The organism is Polaromonas sp. UBA4122 (assembly GCA_002381615.1).
Taxonomy (GTDB): Bacteria; Pseudomonadota; Gammaproteobacteria; order Burkholderiales; family Burkholderiaceae_C; genus Polaromonas.
In genome coordinates this window covers 14,936-38,941 of record DFWY01000059.1, presented here as the reverse complement: position 1 = coordinate 38,941, position 24,006 = coordinate 14,936, and the positions used below count along the sequence as shown (strand labels likewise).

Below are 24,006 nucleotides of genomic sequence, written 5' to 3'. Positions count from 1 at the left end.
TCAGTCCCAGTGTGGCTGGTCGTTCTCTCAAACCAGCTACAGATCGTCGGCTTGGTGAGCTTTTACCTCACCAACAACCTAATCTGATATCAGCCGCTCCAATCGCGCGAGGCCCTTGCGAGTCCCCCGCTTTCATCCGTAGATCGTATGCGGTATTAGCGTAAATTTCTCTACGTTATCCCCCACGACTGGGCACGTTCCGATATATTACTCACCCGTTCGCCACTCGCCACCAGGATTGCTCCCGTGCTGCCGTTCGACTTGCATGTGTAAGGCATGCCGCCAGCGTTCAATCTGAGCCAGGATCAAACTCTATAGTTTAATCACTGCAATAATTTTCAACTCCCCGCATTTGACTGCGGGAAGAAAACTCATAAAAACGGAATTGAAGTGAACTTCACTTCTATCTCTATGAGCGTTTAAGGTCAGAAGACCTGGTTACATTTACAAGAAATGCAACCTGGCAATCGCCTTCAAACGCCCATACTTATCGGCTGTAAATTTTTAATGATCCTGACTACCCGCTAGCAGCAACTTGCCGCTTCGCTTTCGTCGTTAGCTGTGATCAGCTGAGCCTCGAATTATATACCGGATTTTTAAGCCGCGTCAAATAATTTTGAAGTTTTTCTGCCTTCTGATTCGTCAGCCTGCATTTTTTTGCGAGCCGCTTCGTCATCAGCAGAGCCACGAATCATAGCACTGTTTCCAGTACCTGCGCAAAGATTCTTGAAGAAAAAATGTTACGCCACCCTTGATGGCCGCCACGCCCGCGTAGGCCACTCCTGCAAGCGCCCCTGACAACCGGGCAAACTGAGGCAACGCGCGCTCGGCGTCAGAGCAAGACGAACGACGCGGTAGCCGCAACTGGCGCGAGCCGCGCCACCGGTTGGTCACGTACCGGGAACTCCTATCCATTGGCACTACCAGCGCCTGAACTCCAGCGGATCGTGCGGGATTGAAAAAGCCAGTTCGTCGCCCCATCTTTCCGGGAAAGGCGTTGCGCGAAGTCATTGTCTCGCGTTAAAACTCACCATAGCCTATGACCACGCGCACGGCTCGCCCCCCCCCAAAAAAAAGTTCAGCGCCAGCCGAGCAACGGCGCCATGGTCAGGTTCACGTCTTGCAACGCACTGTGCAAGCCCGCTGCATGGGGTTGATCGCTCCGATCGAGCGCCTATGGGGCCGCTTAAACCCCGATAAACCACCAACAAACGCCGCCACCCGGATAATCCTTGGTCTATATGGCACTAATTACCCTTCTGGACGCCCAACTCGCTTTTGGGCACGTCGCACTGCTGGACCACGCAGATTTTTCACTCGAAACCAACGAACGCATTGGCCTGATTGGCCGCAACGGCACCGGCAAGTCGTCCCTGTTAAAAATCCTGGCGGGCCTTGAAAAACCCGACGACGGCACCTTGCAGCTGCAACAAAACCTGCGCATTGCCTACGTGCCGCAAGAGCCCAGCCTGGACCCGCACGCTACCGTTTTCATAGCCGCTAGCGCAGGACTGGCAAGGACCCGACACGTGGTCGATCAATATCTGGCGGCCGACGAGCACACCGACCTGGACGCCCTGCAGTCTGAAATTGAGGCCCTGGACGGCTGGACCTGGGAGCAGCGCGTCGAGGAAACCCTGCACCGCCTGCACCTGGACAAGGACGCCATCGTCGGTTCACTGTCCGGCGGCACCAAAAAACGCGTGGCGCTGGCCCAGGCACTGGTTGCCAAGCCCGACGTGCTGCTGCTCGACGAGCCGACCAACCACCTGGACCTGGACTCCATCGCCTGGCTGGAAGAGCTGCTGGTCAATTTCAACGGCAGCATCATCACCATCACCCACGACCGGGCCTTTCTGGACCAGGTGGCCACCGCCATCGTCGAGCTGGACCGCGGCAAGCTGCGCAGCTACCCGGGCAATTTTGCCCAGTACCTGATTCAGAAGGAGGATCAGATGGCCCAGGAAGCCGTCATCTTCGCAAAAGCCGACAAGCTGCTGGCGCAGGAGGAGGTGTGGATCCGCAAAGGCGTGGAGGCACGGCGCACCCGCAGCGTGGCCCGCATCGGCCGGCTCGAGGCCTTGCGTGAAAACCGCGCAGCCAGGCGCGATGCCGTGGGCCGGGTCAACCTGGACGTTTCCAGCGGCGAGAAAAGCGGCAAAATCGTGGCCGAGCTCACCAATGTATCGAAGAGCTTTGGTCACCCAGGCGCATCAAAAATCATCGTCAGCGGCTTCAGCGGCACCCTGCTGCGCGGCGACAAGGTCGGCCTGCTGGGCCCCAATGGCGCAGGCAAAACCACGCTGCTCAAGCTTATTCTGGGCGAGTTGCAACCCGACGTGACCCTCCCGCCCGGGAAGATCCGCCAGGGCGCCAACCTGCAGGTGGCTTACTTCGACCAGATGCGCGAAAGCCTGGACCTGGACGCCACACTGGAAGACTTCATCAGCCCCGGCAGCGAGTGGGTCGAGATCAATGGCCAGAAGAAACACGTCAAGAGCTACCTGACCGACTTTCTGTTCTCGCCCGCGCGCGCCAACTCACCGGTGCGCACGCTGTCGGGCGGCGAGCGCAACCGCCTGCTGCTGGCGCGCCTGTTTGCACGGCCCGCCAACGTACTGGTGCTGGACGAACCTACCAACGACCTGGACATCGACACGCTGGAGTTGCTGGAAGACCTGCTACAAAACTACGAAGGCACGGTGTTTCTGGTCAGCCATGACCGGCGCTTCCTCGACAACGTGGTCACCAGCACCATCGCGTATGAGGGCACCCCTGAGAATCCCGGGTTCTGGCGCGAGTACGAAGGTGGCGTGACAGACTGGATCACGCAATCGAAGCGTGCGGCACAAATCACCGGCAGCACAAAAACCCCGACGGTGGCCTCCAGCGCCAAAAATATTAGCAAAAACAGCGCTGAACCCAATAAAGATGGGCGCGAGCAGCTATTAAAAAAGAAGCTGAGCTACAAAGAACAGCGCGAGCTGGACGGTTTGCCGGCGCTGATCCAGCAGCTGGAATCGCAGCAAAAAGCGATTGAGCAGGAGCTTTACGACGGCTCGCTGTACACCAGCAATGCCAAACGGGCGGCCGAACTCACTGCGCGCAACACCAAGATAGAGGAAGAACTCATGGAAGCGCTGCAGCGCTGGGAAACCTTGTCTTCCTGAGCGATCTCTCCGCCACTTCCCAAGCGACCCAAGCCGCCCGGCTGCGCTGTCAAGCCGGGCGCCTACATCAAGAAGAGGCAGAGCAGCCAGGCGTTGCGAGTCCAAAACCACTCGGCTTAGGCTAAAGTGGCCGCAACATGCCCATCACCGCCGCGCTGCGCCCCGCTTCAACTTTTGCCTCGCCGGCACCCCACCGCTCAGGCAACTCACGGTGGCTGTGCCTGCTGCTTTTGGGCTTCTGGCTCACTGGCTGTGCACCTTTGCCCAGCGAGGTCGACAGGCCGGTTTCCACGGCACTGGCCACCCCCTCGGAAACCCGGCTGGGTCGGGCCATCGAGGCCCGTGCCGCCACGGTAGGCACCCGCAACGACTCTGGCTTTGCACTCGTGGGCAGTGCCGAACTGGCCTTTACCAGCCGCATGACGCTGATCAAGGCCGCGCAAAAAACGCTGGACATCCAGTACTACGCCATTTTTGCCGACGACACCACCGAACGCATGTTTGACGCCCTGCGTGAGGCCGCCGACCGGGGCGTGCGCATCCGCATCCTGCTGGATGACTTCAACACCTCCGGCAAAAACGCCCAGGTGTTGAAGCTGGCCTTTGAAAAGAATATCGAACTGCGCCTGTTCAATCCCCTGCCGGGGGGGCGCGGATCGATGTTTTTGCGAATTCTGAGCAACCTCAAGGACGTGGCCCGCATGCAGCGGCGCATGCACAACAAAATTTTTGCGGCCGACAACGCGGTGGCCATTGTGGGGGGCCGCAACCTGGGAGAAACCTATTTTGGCCAGAGCGAAGGCACCAACTTTGTAGACATCGACCTGCTGGCGGCTGGCCGCATCGCGCGCGACCTGTCGCGCAGCTTTGACGAGTACTGGAACAACCCGCTGGCCTATCCGGTGCAGTCGCTGATGACGAAAGAGGACATTGAAGCCCTCAAGCCGAAAACCCGTACAGCTACCGCCACCACCAGACCCGGCACCCCGGAATACCCCGCTGTGCAGACCAACACCACGCAGACGACGCGCAGCACTCCCAACCTAACGACGACCGAGCGCATCATCACCTCGCCGAACGGCGTCATCACCACCCTCCCGGCATTGCCCGACTCGACCGACCTTCGCCTGCTGACTTGGACCTGGGCACCCTCCGTCCTGCTGGCGGACAAACCTTCCAAAATTGCCGCCGACGCCGACACCGTGGCCGAATCGCAAGACACCGCCGTCGATGGCCTGCTGCAGCTCATGGCGCAGGCCAAGACCGAGCTGCTGATCGTTTCGTCCTACTTTGTTCCCGGCGAGCGCATGATGAAACAGTTTGCCGACCTCCGGCAACGCGGCGTGCGCGTGCGTGTGCTGACCAATTCGCTGGCTTCCAACGACGCCCCCGCCGCGCACGCAGGTTATGCCCGCTACCGCGAAGCACTGCTGGGCATGGGCGTTGAGCTGTACGAAATGCGTGCCGAACAGGAGGGCTCCATCAGGCGCTTAGGCTCAGTGGGCGGCTCCACGGGTGACGCCATCGGCGCCTCGCGCGCCAGCCTGCACGCCAAAGTGGTGGTGATCGACAGCCGCCTGCTGGTGGTCGGCTCGATGAACCTCGATTTGCGCTCCAAACTGCAAAACAGCGAGGTCGCCATCGTCATCCGCAACCGCGCCTTGTCCGCCGAGGCAACTCGCATGATAGAGCCCGCACTGGCGGGCGGCGCCTGGCGCGTTGAGTTGGTGGACGGTCAACTGGTCTGGCGCGCGCCGCAGGGCTCTACCCTGAAAGATTCGAGAACCGAACCCGACGCCAGCCTGGGGCTCAGGCTGATGCTCAAGCTGATCGGGCCGTTTGCGCCCGATGAGATGCTGTGACGGCCTGCGATGGCCTTTTCGGCATTTTCATGTATGTTTTTGGCCTCTAGCCCAATGAAGACGGGCGCAAGCAGCTATTAACTTTATAGCAATTTACAGGACCGCCGATCCGAGTAGTCCGGCCGTTATTGACGCGTCAAAGAAAATTTGAACCACCGCCAAGGACCTTCGGCCTGCCATCCGCGCCCTGCTTTACTGATTGACCTTGACCTGGTACGTCACCGCCAACTGTGCACTGGGAGCCAGCGAGCCGGTGAAGGTCCATTGCAGACCGCCCTGCGCGCCCACGGCGGGCTGCGTGCTTATGCTGCAGCCTGTGATCCCGGACGGCAACGAACCCGGACAGGCCGCCGAGAGGTAGGAAGTGAAGGCCGGGGTGGCGTCGTTGATCACCAGCGCGGACAGGGACTCGCTGCCGTTATTGGTCGCCGTCAGGGTGTACTGCAGGGTGTTGCCCGGCGTGGCATTGACCGATGTAGCCGCGACGCCGCCCTGCGTAACGTTGTTCACCAGTTTGCTCAAGGCCAGCGCGCCCGGCAGGCCCACGGTGGTGATGTCGATGGCAGTGAGCGTGCTTGACAGCGCTGGGCTGGCGTTGGTGTAGCTGAACGCGGCGCTGAGCGTGACCGTGTTCAGCGCACCCATGGCAGCGCCTGCAGGGACGAACTGCTTGACGATGAGGCACAGCTTCTGCCCTGCCGTCACAGTGACGGCTGCGGTGATCTGTGGCTCGCCGGCATCGAGTACGCCGTTGCAATTGCTGTCCTGATACAGCACCTGGCTCCAGGCTGGACTGGCCGGATTGGCGACGTTGGCGAGTGAGAAGGTGACCTGCCCACCACTGCCTGCCTGGAAGGTGTGGGCGTAGAACACGACCGTGCCTGGTTGCGCCGTCTGCGCGCCGTTGGGCGCCTGGGTGTTGGGGACCACCAGGCCGAAGTTCACGCCGCTGTAGATTTGCCCTGCCGCTGGCGTGAAGCCCACGCTGGGCCGGGTGTAGCTACCGCTTGCCGTGGTGGTGGTGCCAGCCGAGCCGCCGGTGGCCAGGTCGCCGCTGGGTGCCGCGGGCGTGATGGTGACCGTGCCGCTGACGCTCGCGGGCAGCCACAGGGTGTAGCTGCCGTCGCCGGCGGTAGTGGCGCTTGCCACGCCTGCGGTGGCGTTGACGGCAACGCCAGCAATACCCAGCTCGCCGCCGTCTTTGACGCCGTTGTTGGCGATGCCTGTACCCACGCCGGTGTCGGCGAACACCGTGCCGCTGAGCTTGGATCCGTTGTATAGACCGAAGTTTTGCGGTGAGGGGGGCGCGCCGCCTACGCTGAGCTGTATCACGCCGCTGGGGTTTTGTGTGCCGACCCAGCTTGGGGGCACGGCCGGGACAATGTCGCTCAAAGTGCTGTTGTTGTCCAGAATCAGGCAGTAGCTGCCTTGGGCAACATTGAGCAGACTGTAGGTGCCGGTGGCCGCTGTCACTGCTGCTGCTGCCGTGGCGGGACCTGAGCACACGCTGCCTGATGACGGTGCGAGCTTGACAAACAAGCCCGCAACGCCTGTGCCCGTCTCGCCCGCGTCCAGGTTGGCGTTGTGGTTGGCGTCGCCGTACACCGTGCCGCTGACGGTCTGGGTTTTCGGCGTCAGCGTGAGCGTACAGACAATGGCGTCGCCGGTTTGCGGTGTCAGGGTAAAGCTGGGGCCTACGCCAGCTGGAAGCGCCGTGCTCACACCCCCATAGCCCGCAGCGCCTGGCCCGTTGTTAACGCAAGAAATATTTCCGTTGTAGCTGGACAGCGCCGAGATACTGCCAGCAGCCATGGCCGTGCCCAGAGTGATGCTATTGGTTCCAATCACTGAGGTCGCGCCGGTCGTCGCCGTAGTGCCCGCACCGCTGGTGCTGGCACTTATGACATTGGCGTACGGCGTGGTGTAGCCGATGCTGCCGGTGAACTGGTCGGCGGCATTGAGCCGCCCGGCGATTGAGAGAATGAAGGTGATTTTGGGCAGTGAAACTGCAAACACCGCAGCCTCGTTACCTGTGAAGGCCGTGGAAACCTGCGTCGGGTTCTGCGTGGCCAAAATCACCGAACCGTTGTAGTTGTTATCGCCCGTGGCCGGCCCTGTCTCTGTAACGGTGGTTGTACCCACACCCGTGACCACCACCGGCCCGCCGTTGTAACCGGGATAGCCAATCACATTGTGGGTCAGACTCCAGGCCGCAGTGCTGGTGTAAACGATTTTTTCTACCGAGCCGTTGCCATCGGTTTTCTCGCCGTCCGCTGCTGCTAAAGAGAAATTTCGTACATTGCCAGCAGCATCCTTCATAACCAGTGATGTCAGACTCGGGGTGACCGTCCCGCCAGCCGCCAACCCCGTTGCCCAGTAAAGACTTGGATTCCCGGTGATGCCGTTGTAAGCACCATTTCCAAAGGCGCCGCCGCCCGTCCACGCGGGCGAAACGGTGGCAACTAGTGTCCCGACGCCCGTTTTTTTAACTGTCAGGGTCAACGTACCCGCCCCGCCGGGCAAGGTAAAGGTGTAGGGCTGTCCAGCTGCACCCGCTGCTGTGGCGTCGTTGTATCCGGTGAAGTCCAGCCACCACAGGCTTTGGGCGTAGGTGCTGGTTGCGGCAGCCGTCGCATAAGAACCACCGGCAGCCAGGGCCACATTGGCCACCAAGCCCAACATGGCGGCCAGCATCAGGCGCAGCACACGCAGCGCGGTGAAATCAAAGGGTGAACGGGCTTGCATCATGATTTGCTGGCCGGCAGGCGGGGTGAAGGTGCTGCGGCTGCAGGCTCGAACAGGTTTTCATCAAACTTGAAACGCATCCGCAGGTATACGCCGCGCTGGGTGTAGGCTTCGCCAGCCAGGTCGGCGACGCTGAAGCCCTTGAAGTTGTAGCCCAATGAAAGCCACAGGTTTTTCCAGGCCAGGTAGCCCACCTCGACGCCGACGGCGTTTTCAGCGGCGCCGTCGCCCCAGGTGCGGTAGCCCTGCAGGCCTATGTCCCAGCGGTCTGTGAGGTCCCAGGTGGAACGGCCACCAATCAGCTGGGTGAACGATCGGCTTGCTATGCCGCTGGAACGGTCTGTCGCCCACTTGGCGGCGTAGCGCCCGGTCATCAACCAACGGCGGTTGGGCTGAACATTGACGTGGGTGGAGACTATCCAGGCGGATTCATCACGGCTCAAGCCTGCGCCCAATGTACTGTCTGCGTCGCGCTTGTATTCGATACGGCCGAGCGCATTCCAGACATCGGTCTCCACGGGGCGATAGGCGAAGCCAGACTGTGCAGTGACGAGTTCGCGCTGCCCGCCACTTGCTGCCAGATTGCTTTGCACGCTGTAAAGAGCGCGGTTAAGCAGCGTCCAGTTTTTATCCAGCTTGTTGGCCAGTGCTGCGGTGAGCAGCCAGCTGCGCGAAGTGGCGGAGCTTTGCCACTGCGCCTGGCCGGAAGCTTTCCAATCGGTTGCGGCGGTGTAGTCAACGCCCAAGGTCACAGCGCTGGAGTCGTCGATGACCACACCCGACATCGGCTTGATGCGCTGCACGCTGCCGGTCACACCGAGGCCGTTGTTCAGTCGCCAGAGCCTGCGCAAGCCAACGGCGGCTTCGCTGCTGCGGCCATTGAGGCTGTCACCCATGCGGTACTCGTTGAACAACTGCGTACTGTCCGACAACTCGGTGTTGAGGCCGGCCACCGTGGTGTATTGCGACACCGCCGGGTTGAGGGTGTAAGGGCCGTTCAGGCTGTTGATGAAATCGTGGCGGGCATACAGCTTGGTGGTCGGGTTGAGCGCATAGTTGCCGCCAATGCCGATCTCGCGCCCGCCGCTGCCGTCGATCGCGTATTCGGCCAGACCATAGACATCGGCTTGCGGCACGCCGGGAACCGGCACGCTCAGCTTGACCCGCGCACTGGTGAAGCCTGCCTGCGCTGAGCTTGTGGCAAGACCTGACAGCGATGGCACCATGGGTGCGGAAGTGCCGGGCAGCGGCAACGCTGACAACACCGAATAGGCATTGGCGCTACTGTGGCGTACCCCTACTTCGAGCCTGGCATTGCCCGGCAGGCTGTGCTCCAGCTTGAGTTCCATGCCGGTCTGCTCGGCGCCAGTGACGCTGTTGGCGGTTTTCAGGGCCTCGGCCACCACCCGGTTTTTTTCATCCACGGTGTAGCCAAGCTTGGCGCCGTATTCCGACTGGCCTGCCGACTGCAGGCTGTTGGGGTTGTAAAAACCGGCGTCGGTGCGCACGCCCCAGATACGGGCCTGCAGCTGCTGGTCTTCATGGCGTATCTCCACGCGCTGGCCGGAGCCGCTGCCCTGGAGGTCGGTGGTGCTGCGGGCGACCTCGGCAGCGGCTACCGTCTTGTCACCCAGCTTGACCGTCATGTTGACGCCCGTCAGGTTCTGGTTATTGGCCGGGTCGGCATCGCGGATAGCGGTAGCGCCCAGCGTCACACTTGGGTTGAGCTGAACCTTGACGTCGGCACCCGCGACCGCGTGCCTGGCTCCGCCGGAGTCGACGGAGTAGCTCACCCGTATGAAAACCGGATTGAGGTCGGCATCAACGCTGGGCACCGGGCTCTTGAGCAGCAGCAGGCCGGAGTAGGGCTCCATTTCATAGTCGGTGAAGGCTGCCAGCGGCGTATCCTTAACGATGACCGAGGGCTGATTGCGGTCGCGTGTGATGACATCAACCTGCTGGCTGTTCACCACGCCGTTGATATTCAAGCGGAACGGCCCGGACGTGCCGTTGGCGCGTAATTCCTGAATAACCTGCGTGCTGGAGGTGCGGCTGGCGAAGCCCTCAACCGTGATGGCGCCTTTCTGTAAACGCCCCTTGCCGCCGTTGAGTGCGCGCGAGTATTGCGTCAGCTGGCGCGCAGGATTGTCGCTCTGGGTGGAATAGTCACCGAGCAGCGCGTAGTTGCTGCCGTTTTGCAGCATCACATACAGCTTGCCGGTGGACTGGGCATCGAAGCCCCGCGCCGACGAATCGCCATACACCGGGTAGAACTGGTTAGGCTGGATGTCGCGGAACAGCGTGGTGTCCGAGGGCTTGTCCGAGTCATAGGAAAGGGTCAGCAGGGTAGCGCCGAGTACCTTGCCTTTAAGGAACAGCGCTGTGCGCACGGCCACGTCGCCCTTGCCGCTGTCGAAGCTGCGCGAGGTGCTCTGAATCTGGCGCTCGAACACATCACCGCTTTGCGCGGGCTGCAGGGCTGACGGGCTGAGATTGCGCAGATTGATCGTCCCTTCGATGAGACCGGCAGCAATCATGGGTCGCAAATTCGGCATGAATTCAATCTGGGCGGTGGACTTGACCGTGCCGCTGGTGGCGCCAAGCTCGGCCTTGCCAGGCTGGGCCGGAGGCAGCAGCAGGAAGCGCCCTTCTCCCCCTTCAATAAACACCTGGATGCCGGGCTGGTACGGATCAAGATCAGGCGCTTGCCACTGACCGAGGCTGGACTGCAGGGTGATCTGGGTGCGTGCTGCCACCGGCAGGTCTTGCGCATCGCGCAGCAGGATGGCAACCGATACCGCGGTGGCGCCATCGGCCACGGGCTGCTGCGGGGCTTCCATCTGGATTTTTGCGAGTGGTCCGGGCGCCAGCACGGCGACCTGCATGTTGCCGCGCACGTTCCCAAAGGTATCGATAGCGCGCACGCTCAGCGTATTGCGGCCCGGCTTGAGGTTGATACCGATGTATTCCCAGGCGACCGTTGCCGTCTTTTCCAGGCTGCTCTTTTTGCCGACCTGGCTGACGGGTATGGCTTGGTCATTGACCAGGAGTTCGAAGGTGGCGCCCAACGGGCCTTTGACCCGCACGCGGGTCTGGTCGCTGGTCAACACCTGGTCATTGCGCAAGCCGATAAAACCAACATCGGGGCCGAGCGCCGGCAGCAGGTCTTCCAGCGGTTCAAGCGTTGGCGCCGATTCGACATTGGCCGGCTGGGATGCTGCCCCCGCCGCAGGCTGTGCAGACTCCAGCAGGGTGCTGCCCGGAGTGAAGATCGGCTTGGGCAGGCCTTGGGCATTCGGCGCGTAAGGGCCACCGATGTCACCCACTGCGCCCAGCGCACCCGCCGAAGGTGCGAGCGGAGCTGCAGCACCAGGCAACTGCGCTGTGGCATTAGCACCCATTTTTCCCTGCAGCGCTCCAGGTAAACCGATGGGCCCGCTTGACGGCAAGGTGCGCGCATCCACAGTCGCCACACCAGGGGTGGATGACAGCAGGGTGCCGGCGGCCTGCAGGATTTCCGAGGGGTTGGCCAGCGCCTTGCGGCGCGCTGCGATCTGCTCGCGAATGGCAGGGGTGCACTCAGCGGTGGCAAACTCGGCCTTGCGCAGTTCGCCGTTGGTGAGGTCGACGAACTGGCTGGCGGGGTCCAGCGCATTGCGGTTGTTCAGCACTTCGAGCGTGGCACCCGCCGGCAGTGTGGTGCTGTCGACCTTGGCCACATGGGTGCGCGGGCTCAAGCCATAAAAGCTGTACTTGCCCTCCTCGTCAGTCACCGCATAGGTGCCGTCTTCAAGGTAGATGCGCACGCCGGGAATGCCGGGGTCGCCCGCGTCCTGAACACCGCCCTGTCCGTCGTCCTTGCGGCAGCCGGCGAACACCTTGCCGATGAGGTAGGCCTTGTTGGAGAATACGCCGCCCATGATCTGCACGCGAACGCTGGAGCGGTTGGATTGCACGCTGCCACTGGCCGCCTGTGCAGTGTTAGTGCCGTTGCCGTCCTGGCTGCCTGCGCCCACGCGAACGCGGTAGGTCAAGGCGGGCTGGCTGCCGACTGCGATGCTGCCCAGCGCGAATTGCAGGCCGTTGCCGGCGCTGCCAGACGGATCGGGAAGCAGCGCGCCGTTGAGACGCGCGGTGCCACGCACGTAGAGGAAACCTGCGGGCAGGTTGTCGTTAACCACCGTGCCGGGCAGCGCCGCAGCGGTAACGTTGTTGAATTTGATCAGATAGTCCACAAAATCACCCACTTCGGCCGTCGTCTTGTTGGCGGTTTTCTGGATGAACAGTCCCCCGGTCGCACCAGCATCAAGTGGCACGTCAAAATACACCGGCTCCCGGGTATCGCCGCCAATGATGAAGTCCTTGCCATAGGAGGCCTGCGGGTCAATGACGCGACCAGCGGGCTGCAGCGCCGGGGGCAACTTGGACGGAAAGAAATAGCCGACCAGCGTGGTGATTTTCAATTTGTAAGTACTTGCCAGCACCAGCGGGAAAGCGTAGCTGCCATCGGCACCCGTGACGATCACACTGGGCGCCGGCTTGACACCGTCGGGCTGCAACACCGTGGCTGGGCCGCCCGCATTGCCGCCATTGCCCGTGCCTGTGACGTCGATGAGTTGAACAGTGGCGCCCGACACCGGCTGGTTGGTTGCACTGTTGTAAACGACGCCTGAAGGGTCAATCAGCAGTGTGGTGGTGGCAGAAGCCGAAACGCCGCCGCAGGCCGTGATGGTGGCAGTAATAAGGTCGTTATGCAGCACCTCGAGGATGCCGTCGCCCGAGGCCACAATGTGCGTGACCGCATTGGCCGTCGGCACGTTGGGCAAGATGCGGAACAGCCCGGTGTTGGGCGCCGTTTCCACGGCGGGAAAGGTTTCAGTGTCGCCGGTGAGCTTACTCACAAGCGTCAACGGCAAGGTGAGAATTTCCGTCGGATTGGTGTTGCACATGGCAGCATCCACCTGCACAAACAATGGGTTTCCGGCGATATTCTGGTTAGAAAGTGTGGTGTAACTCGTACCAGTGTAAAAACTAATACTGGGCAAGCGGACGGGCAGCGGGAGCACCACAACATTACTGGTGGTACTCAAAGGAGCCGCTTGATCAGTCCAATCGGCATACGCGGTGCCAGTAATCGCACCGGCTGCATTGGCATCAACGAGCACAGAAAATTGCCCCTGCAAGCTGGCGCGTGCGGGTAGATTGGCAACACTCCACGCCACGGCGTCAACCGTGGCACCAATGGGCACAGCAGTCACATAGCGGTTGGCCGCTGTGCCCTGCACATGGTAAATATTTTGCGCACCCACGGTCGTCGAGGCATCGGCAGAGACAAACGCTGCATGGGCAGGAACGGGCACACGCAGCACCAACAAAACCGTTGCTGAGCCATTGACAGTCACGTTCGTAGGCGTTGCCGTCACGCTGCCGTTATTGTCTGTCTTGGCAGTCAAACGAAGTAGTTCGGCGGGTGCGGCCGTGGCAGAGGAAGCGGCCAACGTCACCACCATGGCAGCGCCAGCAGTGAGCGTGACCGTGTCGGTGTTGCTGGCGCTCACGCCTTGTAACTGGCTTACCGCTGTCAACGTCAGCTGTGCCGCCCGTCCCGGCGTCGTCGTGGCTGGCGCTTGCGCCGTGATCAGCAAATTGACGCTGGCCCCAGGGACCAACGAAACAGTACCGCCAGCGGGAATAACGGACTCGCCCGCATCGACGCGGCCGTTGCCATTGAGATCACGCACTACCTGCAGGTTGGTGGGCGTGAAAGCACTGCCTGGCGGAAGGCTGACGGTGAGGCTGTAGGTGGTGAGCGCATTGCCGGTATTGGTCAGCGTATGGCTGAGTGCGAACGGGGTGCCGCTGGCGACCAGTACATTCTGGTTCACTACGAGAGTGAGCGCCTCCAGCACAGTTACAGTGGTGTTGACGGTGTTGGAGGTCAGCCGCGCGGGCAGGCCGGTGGTCGAATCCACATAAGTGGCTGAACCCGTGTTGCTGATAACCGTGCCCACTGGCGTCGGCGCAGCCTGTGCCACCGCCCAGAAGAGCAGTAACAGGCAGACAGGCAGCAGTTTGCGCAACAGGCGAAAAAACATGAGGTAGCAGTTGATCCGGTTGATTAGCGGTGAGCCGCTTTTCAGAAGCCGCCATCCAGGCGGCTTCTGAAAAGCGGAGGGAGGCTTTCGCCCCCCTCCGCAAAGAGCGCATGACCGTATTACTGGTCGATCTTCACGCCGAAGACCACGACAGCCGACTGGCTGGCGCTCAAGGTGCCGACGTTGGCGCTGAACGATCCCGTAGCGCCAACAACTGGAACGCCTGCTGCCATCGAGCCTGCAGAGGTAGTTGGCGCGCTGCTCAACTTCGTGTAGGACGGCGTACCGTCAGACACAACGATGGTGGTGGCATCGGCAGAACCCACGTTGGTCACCGTGATCTGGTACAGCACGCATTGGCCGGGCTTGGCGCTCAAGATGGCGGTGGTGTAAACGGGGGAGCCCGTTGGACCTGCACAGACGGTATCCAGCGCCTGCGCCTTGACCAGGGTCAGGTTACCGGCGATGACCGTGGTGCTGTCCGTGGCCACAGCCGCTGCCGGCACCGTGGTGGTGTAGCTGCCGTTGGCAGTGGTCACCGTGATGGTGCTCGTATTCACGGCACCCGGTGCCGCTCCGCTGGGAGCGATCACCTTTTCGAACACGGTGATGAACTGACCAGGAGCCAGTCCGGCGGACAGAACAGCGTTCAGATTTCCAGTGAGCAGGGGATCGGCCGCATCCAGCACGCCGTTGCCATTCAGATCGTAGTACAGCGTCGAAGTCCAGCCGCTCTGGTTGTTGGCGACGGGCAGGGTGAGGGTGCTGAGCGTACCGTTACCTTCAAGCACGTTACCGTTGTTGGTCAGCGTGTGGCTGTACACATAAGAGCCGCCAGGGTAGGTTTGGCCAGCGCCATTCGGCGTGATGGTGAGGGAGCGCACAGCGTTAACCGTCACGGCGTCGTGCAGGATGTCGCTTGCACCGGAGTTGGGCGACAGTGTGCGGAAATACAGGTCTTGCGTTCCTGCGGCATAGCCTGCCGGCACGGTCACCACGGCACAGACGGTTGCAGAACCACCTGCAGCCACGGAACCCGTGTTGATGATGCTTGCACCAGTGGTGGAGCAGCTACCTGCGCCGCCGTCGGCCTTGAAAGTCACCGTCCAGCCCGCAGGCAGGGCCAGACTGGCAAAGTTGGACACCGTGCTCGCGCCAAGGTTGTAGCTGTCGGGCGACGGGCCGGTGTTGTTGGCAACCAGCGTGAACACCGTGGTGGTGCCGGGGTTCGTGGTGTTGGTGACCTGCGAAGTCGCTTCCGCGCCTGCGCCGAAGCCTGGCACGCCGGTGGCGGCGGCCAGGTTGTTGGTCAGGTCAACCGAAGCCTTGGCAATGGCTGACAGCGTGTCAGCAGCGGTTGCCGACTTGGTGGGGTCGAACACCGAGGTGGCAATCTTGTTGATGCTGAACGGTGCGCCGGTATTGGTGGCGTTAGGCGGCAGCGTGGCTTTGAGGATCACGTTGTAGCTGGCGCCAACGGCCAAGGGGCCGGTGTCGATGGTGCCGTCACCATTGGTGTCCACCAGCGGCGTGGTGCCGCCGCTCTTGAACAGCTGGAAGGTGGTTCCCGCAGGGAAGTTGTTGCTAGCGCCCAGGGTGATGTTGAACGTGTCCGTGCCCGTGCCGGTGTTGGTCACCACGTTGGTGAAGCTAACCGTGGAGCCCGGGGCGGCGAGACCTGCCACCGTTGCACCCGTCAGGGTCACACTGGCGCTTTGCGTCACCGTGAAAGGAACGGTGTTGGACGAGCCGGCCACCGTAGCTGCGCCGTTGTTGTACGAAGTGGTCGCGGTATTGTTCAGAACACCGGGAGCAACCCCAGCATCCACTTTCACCTGGAAGTTGAGGGTGCCCGACTGGCCTGCCGTCACCTGGGCTAGTGTCGCCAGGAAGGTACCTGAGGTGTATGAAGATGTCAGCGTGTTGAGCCCAGTGCCAACAGAGTTGCCAGTGTCGCTCGGCGCCGTGGTGCCGGTCACGCTCCAGCGACCCGAGCCAGTCACGTAGGTCATGCCCGCAGGAATCACGTCAGTGATCGCTACGGCGGTGGCCGTGCTGTTACCCGTGTTCGTGTAGGTCAGGGTGTAGGTGTACGGACCTGAACCTGCCGCGCCGCTGGAAGCGCTGACCGACTTGGTCAAAGTCACCACCGCGTTGGTGGTGACCGTGGTGGTGTCGGTGTTGGACGCGGTCACGCCGCTGGTGAATACGCTGGTTCCAGTTACAACGATCGGATTGGTCTGCGTTGCAGTCGCCGTGGCAGGCAGTGTGCCGACCACGATGAACTTGAAGGCTGCACCAGCCGCGACTGTTCCGGTGGAAGTGATGGCCGAGCCGGTCGGTTGCCCACTGCCGTTATCAGCAAATATCTGCACGCTCGTCATCGTGAAGCCACCAGTGTTGCTGCTGGTGAAGTTAAACGTGTCCGCGCCGTTCCCCGTGTTGGTGAGGGTGTGCGGGTAATAGACCACGCTGCCAGGGGTGGCAGTCTGGGCGCCGTTGGCCGTCAGGGTCATGCTGGTCACTTGTGTCACCGTGGTGCTGACCACGTTGGAGCTGACCGTACGCGCAAGCCCCGAGCCGTCTGCGTAGGTTGCCGAGGCCTGGTTACTGATGGACGTGCCCGCCGCTGGTGCTGCAGCATGCGCCGCCATGCTGGCCAGAGCCAACAGAAAGGCAACGAACAATCCCACAATCCAGTGGGTGAAAAAGTGCTGCAGCCGCAACGGCTGGGGACTCGTGGGGGTGGCGTACATAACGGGTTTCTCTCCTGATTTATAAAAAAAGGCAACTCAACAAACAAACGACTTACGCGAAAAGAGCCGAACGCTGTGGTTAGGCGCAACAACTCGGGAATGCGGGCTTACATCACGGCTTAGCGGGTAGTGCTGCCGCAGGCAAATCGATGTGCACCCGCAGACTGACCACGGCGCTACCGCCAGCGGCAAGCGTGCCGATTTCCCAGCGCAGGGCGCGGTATTCGGTCAGCGGCACGGGCTCTTTGCGCTCACTGCCGTCAGGCTGCCTGACGGTACGCGTCAAAGGCATGGGCGCGAAACGGGTACCGTCGGTTGAGGCCTGCGCTTGCGCAGGTTCGGCGCTGCCGGCGATGAAGGTGGTACCAGGGGGCACGGGCACGGTGGCCAGTAGTTTTGCTACCGCCGCTGTGCCGCCATTGCGGTAGGTGCTGCTGTATTCAATGACGTCACCCGGCTTGCCCTCAGCCGCGGGCTCGAGCACAGCTTTGCCATCCACCATCTCCACGCGCTGGGCGCGGAGCTGGGAGGTCACGATGGGGCTTTGGGCCAGGGCGGCCTGTCCCAAGGCCAGGCTGGCTGCGAAAAAACAAAGGCTCAAGAGCGGTTTCATCAGTCTGTTTCCGGTGGTTACAAATCTGGCCAAAACAGCTGCGGCGGAGTCCGCGCTTGACGGTGCTGGTCGCTGTTGTGACTGTTTCTGGCTCTAAAAAGAGTAACTGTATGTTAGTTTTATCTTGTCTAGCTGGATAAAACCAAAAATCCGGAGAAAACCAACAAGAAAAGTGGAGTTTTCGTGATAAATCGCCTGAATTCCAAGAAATCTATTCACTGATACAGGTTTTGTTGCATTTGGTAATAACTCAGTCACAAGTCGTTGCCAGGCGGCACAGGGCTTGCAAATATCAGTGGGTGCAAGAGACAAACGCACGCTACACAAGAAGACGTCTGCTCGTTCTTGAGCACGGTTGTCGCAATGACTGGGTACTGCAGGGCCAAGCGGATGAGCACGGACACTGGTGCGGCGCAATAACCGAGCGTTGCTCTGCCCCACCGTCTGGCAGCAAAGTAAAATGCTATTAATTCAATAGCTATCTACGCCCGTATTCATTGGGCTAAAAGCCAAAAATGCTTACATATCCGGGCTAAGCAAGGCCAAGAAGAAAACCCAAGCCCGTCTCACCGCACCCCATCCCGCAAACGCGCAAACACCTTTCAGAACGCTGCCTCCTGCGTCGTCGCGAAGTTAATCCGCATCAAGGTGCTGGGCTGCCGCGCCGCATGAAATAGCGCGCCGGGCGCAATCAGATAACCCTCGTCCAGCATGCGCTGCGCCAATGCGTCGGTGTCTACACCGGTGTCCACCCAGCCAAACAGCCTCGCCGGCTCCGCTGCAAAACTGCAGCCGTGCGCCAGCGCGAGCCTGACGCTGCGAGCGCGCGCCTGGTCGAGCCGGCTGCGGATACGTTCGGCGTGTCGGCGCAGTTGGCCCTGGTCTATGCACCAGGCCAGCGCTTTTTCAAGCAAGGCGGGCGTGGTCAGGGTGGCGAGCAGCTTGGTGTTGAGCAGGCGTTCGACCAGATCCGGCGGCGCGGCCATGAAACCGACGCGCCAGCCGGGCGCAAGAATTTTGGCAAAACCGCTGACGTAAATGGTGCACTGCAGGCCGTCGAGCACGCTGAGCTTTTGCGAGACCGAACGACGGCAGGCCCGCATCGCCCAAAGGTTCGCCATATTGCAACGGAAACGCCCACAGCGCGCTGGCGCTGACGACTTTGCGGACCGCCGCCGGCATGAAGCTGGTTTCCAGCCAGTCCGACGGAAATACCCCCATGCCGGGCTGCGGCTTGTTGCTGACTTGATGGAACATGCCGCGAATCAGGGCGGTGGCGTCCACCGGCGCATTCGCTATGTTTTTAATAGCTGCCTGCGCTCGACTGGCGGTCACTGGACCCGTATTTGATGATGAATCCCGGGCAAAAAACCCGCGATTCTTGCGCGCCACCACCAGGCCCTGCGCCTGCAACTGGTCATACGCCGCCGCCGTGGACACACTCACGTCCTGATGCTCTTGCGGCGCAGGTGTGCTGACAAAGTGAGCGGTACAGTTTGAACATTTGTGCCCCTAACTGTAATGGTAGTGTGCTGGTTTCGACTATAAAGTCAGCAACCATGAACTGGCAAGAATTTACGGCTTTATTGGTACTGGCCACGGCGATGAGCTTCACGCCCGGGCCCAACACCACCCTATCGACCGCGCTGGCGGCCAACCACGGGCTGCGGCGCGCGCTGCCTTTTGTGTGCGCTGTGCCGGTGGGCTGGGGCGTGATGCTGCTGGTGTGCACGCTGGGCTTGGGTGCGCTGGTGCTGGCCATGCCGTTGCTGGGCTGGGCCGTCAAGCTCATCGGCGTGGCCTATCTGCTGTGGCTGGCCTTCAAATTAATGGGGGTCAGATTCCAGTTTCGTTCGCGAATTTTGAATCCAAGCCCCATTAATTTAAAGGCAGATGCCGCACACATGCACGTCACCTTCTGGCAAGGCGCGGCACTGCAGTTTGTCAACATCAAGGCCTGGCTGCTGGCGCTGGCGATTGTGAGCGGCTGGATTGCCGGGCGCGCTGACCCCGGCCTGCGCTTTGCCGTGGTGCTGCCGGTCATGCTGGCCTTTGCGTTTGCAAGCAACCTGACTTATGCGCTGGCGGGCTCGCTGCTGCGGGACTGGCTGCGCGGGCCTGAAGGCACAGGCCAGCGGCTTCTGGCATTTAACCGTGTCATGGCAGCGGTGCTTGTGGTCACCGCGATCTGGATGCTCTTTATATAAAACCCGCAAACCATCCAATCAATAAAGGGGCTCCGCATGGAATGGATGCAGGCGCAACGCGCCAAAAAAATGAACCCTTCAGTGATCCGCGAGATACTGAAGCTCACCGAGAAGCCCGGCATCATCAGCTTTGCCGGCGGCCTGCCCTCCCCCAAGACCTTTCCAGTGAGTGCTTTCAGCGCAGCCTGCGAGAAAGTGCTGCGCGAAGACGGCCCTGCCGCGCTGCAATATTCGGCCAGCGAAGGCTTTGCGCCGCTGCGCGAAATGGTGGCGGCTGGCTTGCCCTGGAACGTGGACCCCGCGCAGGTGCTGATCACCACCGGCTCGCAGCAGGGGCTGGATTTGATCGCCAAGGTGCTGATTGACGCCGGCAGCCGCGTGCTGGTTGAGGCGCCGACTTACCTGGGCGCGCTGCAGGCCTTCACACCTACGGAACCTGACATTGTCAGCGTGGCCAGTGATGACGAAGGGGTTGAACTTGCCGACTTAAGCGCCAAGGCCGCCGGTGCCCGTTTCTTTTACATACTGCCCAATTTCCAGAACCCGACCGGCCGCACCATGACCGAGGCGCGCCGTGCCGCGCTGAGCGCTGAGGCCGCTCGGCTGGGCCTGCCCCTCGTTGAGGACAACCCCTACGGCGACCTGTGGTTTGACACGCCGCCGCCGCTGCCGCTGAGCGCGCGCAACCCCGACGGTTGTGTCTACCTGGGTTCGTTCTCCAAAGTGCTGGCACCGGGGCTGCGGCTGGGTTTCATGGTGGCGCCCCAGTCGATTTACCCCAAGCTGCTGCAGGCCAAGCAGGCGGCCGACCTGCACAGCCCCGGCTTTAACCAGCGCCTGGTGGCCGAAGTGATGAAAGACGGTTTCCTGGACCGCCACGTACCCACCATACGCACGCTGTACAAATCGCAGCGCGATGCCATGCTGGCGGCGATGACGCGTGACATGCCCGAGGGTGTGGAGTGGAACACGCCAGGGGGCGGCATGTTCTTGTGGGCGCGTTTGCCTGAAGGCATGAACGCGACTGATCTGCTGCCCAAGGCGGTGGACAAGGGTGTCGCTTTCGTGCCCGGCTGGGCGTTTTACGCTGACAAGGCCGACGCAAGCACGCTGCGGCTGTCTTTTGTGACCTCCAGCGTGGAGCAGATCAATATTGGCATCGCAGCGCTGGCTGCCGCCATTCGCGATATGCGCCAGGACGCGCCGGTAGCAAGCGTCGGACGGTAAATCAGAAGTTGCCGCCTTTTCCTCCCTCTTTTTAAAGCCAGCCCCATGAAACAACGCCCCCTTCGACAAGCTCAGGACAGGCCTTTTAAACAAGTTGACGTGTTCACCGCAACGCCCTATTTGGGCAACCCGCTGGCCGTCGTGCTGGACGGCAGCGGCCTGGACGATGCGGCCATGCAGCGCTTTGCGCGCTGGACAAATTTGTCGGAAACCACATTCTTGCTGCCGCCAACCGATCCGTCGGCCGATTACCGGGTGCGCATCTTCACGCCCGGCGGCGAACTGCCCTTTGCCGGCCACCCTACGCTGGGCAGCTGCCACAGCTGGCTGCAGGCCGGTGGCAAGCCGCACGCCCAAGACCTTATCGTGCAGGAGTGCAAGGTCGGCCTGATCAGGATTCGCCGCGAGCTTGGCACGCAGCTCCTGGCGTTTGCCGCCCCTCCGCTTCTACGCGCTGCACCCGACCCAGTGTGGCTGGCCCAAGTGGCGACGGCCGTGGGTTTGAAGGCACCACAAATTCTTGCCGCGCAGTTGCTGGACAACGGGCCGATGTGGCTGGGGCTGCTGCTAAACAGCGTGGAGACCGTGCTGCAACTTGCGCCCAACCACCTGGCACTTGAAAAGCTCAATGCAAAAGTCGGCGTGGCAGCCATCTACCCGCGCGAGGAAGCGCCGCCGCTGATCGCACGCGCCAACCGCGAAGCGCGGGCGTTTGCTCACGATGCGCCGGACAGCATCACCGATACGCCTGACCTTGAGGTGCGCGCTTTCGCGGCCGCCATCGGCATCAACGAAGACCCCGTGACCGGCAGCCTCAATGCCAGCCTGGCGCAGTGGCTGATTGCCGAAGGCCATGCCCCGGAGCGCTATGTGGCCTCGCAAGGGGTCTGCCTTGGCCGCGCGGGGCAGGTGCACATCGAACGCGATGCGTCAGGCCAGGTCTGGGTCGGCGGCGAATCGGTCACCTGCATCGACGGCACGGTGACGCTATAACCCCATCTCATCGCCACGCGGCAATCGCCGCGCGGTGTGGTCACGCTTGAATCCAAAGGAATCTAGATGGTCACCGATTTGCCGAACCTGCAAGACATTGAAAACGCGGCCCGCGTCGTTTACCGCGAATTCCAGGCGACGCCGCAATACCGCTGGGGCCTGTCCAGCCAGCGGCTGGGCACCGACTGCTGGATCAAGCACGAGAACCACACGCCGGTCGGTGCTTTCAAGATACGTGGCGGACTCACCTACTTTGACGCGCTCAAACAGCGCGGCCCGCTGCCAGCCGAAGTCATCAGCGCGACGCGCGGCAACCACGGCCAGAGCATTGGCTGGGCGGCTAGAGCCCATGGCGTGGCCTGCACCATCGTGGTTCCGATCGGCAATTCGCTGGAGAAAAATGCGGCCATGCGCGCGCTGGGCGTGACGCTGATCGAGCGCGGGCAGGACTTTCAGGAAAGCCGCGAGTTCGCCATGCAGCTGGCCGCCGAGCGCGGTGCCCACATAGTGCCCAGCTTTCACGCCGACCTGCTGCGCGGCGTGGCAAGCTACTGGTGGGAGTTCATGCAGGCCGTGCCGCAGCTGGACATGGTGTACGTGCCGATTGGCCAGGGCTCGGGCGCCTGCGCGGCGATTGCCGCCAAGCTGGCGTTAAGGCGCACACTGCGCATCGTCGGTGTGGTGAGCGCGCACGCCACCACCTACGCAGACTCGCTGGCCGCCGGCCATGTAGTGGAAGCGCCGGTGACCACCCAACTGGCCGACGGCATGGCCTGCCGCATCGCGGACCAGGCGGCGCTCGACATCATTGCAGCCCACATCGACCATCTCGTACAGGTCACAGATGACGAGGTGGCACAGGCCATGCGCGACCTGTACGCCGATACGCACAACGTGGCCGAAGGCGCAGGTGCGGCCAGCTTTGCTGCCGCCATGCAGGAGCGCCATCAGTTCAAGGGACAGGTGGTGGGCACCACACTGTGCGGCGGCAACGTGGACAGCGCGACGCTGGCAAGCGTGCTGAGACCCTAGCGAAGATTCCCCGTATGCCCCAGCGAATAGCGGCCAGGTTGCGGCCAGACCGTCAGGCCGTGGGGTTCGCGGCCTACCTTGATCTTGTCCACAGCGCCAGACTGCGTGTCAACACGGTAAACGGTGTCGTCAAACCGTCCCGACAGCCACAGGTGCTTTCCATCCGCGCTGACGTTGCCCATGTCAGGGCTGCCGCCCCCCGGAATGGGCCAGTTCTTCACGACGGTGCGGGTCGCAAAATCGATCACCGATATGCTTCCCTTGCCACCCCGTGCGCCATGAATCTTGTTGCTGCCGCGATTCGCCACATACAGGCTTTTGCCGTCCCGACTGGGGTACAGGCCATGGGCACCCACGCCGGTTTCAATAAAACCGATCTGCCTGAAGGTCTCGCCGTCCACCAGGTGCACGCCGTCGGCCATCATGTCAGCCACGAAAAAAGTCTTGCCATCAGGCGAAACACGCACATCCTGGGGCATGCCGGGAGTCGTACAAATATCCGCTCCCGGCTGGCTCGGGTCGGGTACATTGCGCGGTTTTTTGCCGGGCGCGGCAATCACGGCAAGAGCATCGGGCCGATTGAAATAGCGACTGAGCTTGAGGGTGCCCAACACTTTGCGGTTCACCTGGTCAATTTTGGTGATGCCTCCGTCAAACTCGCAGGTAAACAGCGCAAACCGGCCATCGATTGAAAAATCCGCGTGGTTGATGCCGGGGCAATCGGGCGTAGCGATCGAATACATCAGCTTCATGCTGTGCGCATCGCGAAAATCCAGGCGCTTGCGGGCTTCTACCACCACAATCGCCAGCTTGCCATCCGGCGAAAAATACAGGTTGTAAGGATCGTCCACCGGAATCGACTTGCCCGGCTTTCCGGTCTGCGGGTTGATCGGCGTCAGACTGCCGTCGGCGCGCCCCTCCGCATTGTTGGCCACCCACAGCGTCTGCAAATCCCATGAGGGCACCACATGCTGCGGGTTGGTGCCGACCTTGAATTTGTCGATCACCTTCAGCGTGGCGGGGTCAATGACTGAAACCGTGTTTTCGGAGCGGTTTGGCACATAAACCCGCTCCAGCGCACCCGCCGTTGCGGCGCTCAGCTTTCCCTTGCCTGTTTCGCTGTAAAGATTCAGCGCATCCAGCACGGGCGGCATACCGGGCACTGTTAAAACGGGCTGCGCTGGCGATGCAGACGCCGCTGCGGGCGGAGCCTGCCCACTTAGTGCGAGAGCGCTACCCACCAAGACAGTGGCAGCGGCGACGAAAGCAAGGCGGGAATAACCGGACATAAAAACGACTTTAAAAG

General features: G+C 61.7%; 11 protein-coding genes, 1 rRNA gene and 1 pseudogene. 6 read left to right on the top strand and 7 right to left on the bottom strand.

Annotation, left to right across the window (positions count from 1 at the left end):
• Positions 1–321 (bottom strand): 16S ribosomal RNA (locus tag B3F77_RS07680); the annotation flags it as partial.
• 920 nt (positions 322–1,241) lie between these two features.
• Here B3F77_RS07680 and B3F77_RS07675 point away from each other — a divergent pair.
• Complete coding sequence (locus tag B3F77_RS07675; protein ID WP_293604390.1) at positions 1,242–3,170, top strand: ATP-binding cassette domain-containing protein; 1,929 nt, start codon at positions 1,242–1,244, stop codon at positions 3,168–3,170.
• 137 nt (positions 3,171–3,307) lie between these two features.
• A complete protein-coding gene (locus B3F77_RS07670) occupies positions 3,308–5,032 on the top strand; it encodes a phospholipase D family protein (protein WP_293604389.1) in 1,725 nt (574 codons plus the stop codon).
• 192 nt (positions 5,033–5,224) lie between these two features.
• Here B3F77_RS07670 and B3F77_RS07665 read toward each other — a convergent pair whose 3' ends face one another.
• From B3F77_RS07665 to B3F77_RS07645, 5 genes and pseudogenes are all read right to left on the bottom strand, one after another.
• Positions 5,225–7,777 (bottom strand): hypothetical protein, encoded by a 2,553-nt coding sequence (locus B3F77_RS07665; protein WP_293604388.1) that lies wholly within the window; start codon positions 7,775–7,777, stop codon positions 5,225–5,227.
• Positions 7,777–13,872 carry a hypothetical protein gene (locus B3F77_RS07660; RefSeq protein WP_293604387.1) on the bottom strand — a complete coding sequence of 2,032 codons (6,096 nt, stop codon included), beginning with the start codon at positions 13,870–13,872 and terminating at the stop codon, positions 7,777–7,779. Before B3F77_RS07660 ends, B3F77_RS07665 begins: the two co-directional genes overlap by 1 nt.
• 119 nt (positions 13,873–13,991) lie before the next feature.
• On the bottom strand, positions 13,992–16,628 hold the full coding sequence (locus B3F77_RS07655; protein ID WP_293604386.1) for a beta strand repeat-containing protein: 2,637 nt from the start codon (positions 16,626–16,628) through the stop codon (positions 13,992–13,994).
• 112 nt (positions 16,629–16,740) lie between these two features.
• The gene (locus B3F77_RS07650) at positions 16,741–17,241 is read right to left on the bottom strand and encodes a hypothetical protein (protein ID WP_293604385.1); all 501 of its coding nucleotides are present in this window, start codon (positions 17,239–17,241) and stop codon (positions 16,741–16,743) included.
• A 602-nt stretch (positions 17,242–17,843) separates the two neighbouring features.
• Positions 17,844–18,699 (bottom strand): annotated as a pseudogene (locus B3F77_RS07645) (aminotransferase class I/II-fold pyridoxal phosphate-dependent enzyme); the annotation flags it as partial.
• A 101-nt stretch (positions 18,700–18,800) separates the two neighbouring features.
• Between B3F77_RS07645 and B3F77_RS07640 the strand changes: the two are divergent.
• The 4 genes from B3F77_RS07640 (at position 18,801) to B3F77_RS07625 (ending at position 22,700) form a co-directional block, all read left to right on the top strand.
• On the top strand, positions 18,801–19,448 hold the full coding sequence (locus tag B3F77_RS07640) for a LysE family translocator (RefSeq protein ID WP_293604384.1): 648 nt from the start codon (positions 18,801–18,803) through the stop codon (positions 19,446–19,448).
• 36 nt (positions 19,449–19,484) lie between these two features.
• Positions 19,485–20,675: a PLP-dependent aminotransferase family protein gene (locus tag B3F77_RS07635; protein ID WP_293604383.1), complete on the top strand. Its 1,191-nt coding sequence runs from the start codon at positions 19,485–19,487 to the stop codon at positions 20,673–20,675.
• A 45-nt stretch (positions 20,676–20,720) separates the two neighbouring features.
• Positions 20,721–21,668, top strand: coding sequence for a PhzF family phenazine biosynthesis protein (locus B3F77_RS07630; RefSeq protein WP_293604382.1), 948 nt, complete (start codon positions 20,721–20,723; stop codon positions 21,666–21,668).
• A gap of 66 nt (positions 21,669–21,734) precedes the next feature.
• Complete coding sequence (locus B3F77_RS07625; protein WP_293604381.1) at positions 21,735–22,700, top strand: threonine dehydratase; 966 nt, start codon at positions 21,735–21,737, stop codon at positions 22,698–22,700.
• Here B3F77_RS07625 and B3F77_RS07620 read toward each other — a convergent pair.
• Positions 22,697–23,989 carry a YncE family protein gene (locus B3F77_RS07620; protein ID WP_293604380.1) on the bottom strand — a complete coding sequence of 431 codons (1,293 nt, stop codon included), beginning with the start codon at positions 23,987–23,989 and terminating at the stop codon, positions 22,697–22,699. The two genes, B3F77_RS07625 and B3F77_RS07620, sit on opposite strands and share 4 nt — an antisense overlap.
• Positions 23,990–24,006 lie beyond the last annotated feature (17 nt).

Bases quoted from the DNA above. Each gene is read 5' to 3' on its own strand.
- B3F77_RS07660 (WP_293604387.1), bottom strand. From the start codon at position 13,872: ATGTTTTTTCGCCTGTTGCGCAAACTGCTGCCTGTCTGCCTGTTACTG.
- B3F77_RS07620 (WP_293604380.1), bottom strand. From the start codon at position 23,989: ATGTCCGGTTATTCCCGCCTTGCTTTCGTCGCCGCTGCCACTGTCTTG.
- B3F77_RS07665 (WP_293604388.1), bottom strand. From the start codon at position 7,777: ATGCAAGCCCGTTCACCCTTTGATTTCACCGCGCTGCGTGTGCTGCGC.
- B3F77_RS07675 (WP_293604390.1), top strand. From the start codon at position 1,242: ATGGCACTAATTACCCTTCTGGACGCCCAACTCGCTTTTGGGCACGTC.
- B3F77_RS07635 (WP_293604383.1), top strand. From the start codon at position 19,485: ATGGAATGGATGCAGGCGCAACGCGCCAAAAAAATGAACCCTTCAGTG.
- B3F77_RS07640 (WP_293604384.1), top strand. From the start codon at position 18,801: ATGAACTGGCAAGAATTTACGGCTTTATTGGTACTGGCCACGGCGATG.
- B3F77_RS07650 (WP_293604385.1), bottom strand. From the start codon at position 17,241: ATGAAACCGCTCTTGAGCCTTTGTTTTTTCGCAGCCAGCCTGGCCTTG.
- B3F77_RS07630 (WP_293604382.1), top strand. From the start codon at position 20,721: ATGAAACAACGCCCCCTTCGACAAGCTCAGGACAGGCCTTTTAAACAA.
- B3F77_RS07625 (WP_293604381.1), top strand. From the start codon at position 21,735: ATGGTCACCGATTTGCCGAACCTGCAAGACATTGAAAACGCGGCCCGC.
- B3F77_RS07655 (WP_293604386.1), bottom strand. From the start codon at position 16,628: ATGTACGCCACCCCCACGAGTCCCCAGCCGTTGCGGCTGCAGCACTTT.
- B3F77_RS07670 (WP_293604389.1), top strand. From the start codon at position 3,308: ATGCCCATCACCGCCGCGCTGCGCCCCGCTTCAACTTTTGCCTCGCCG.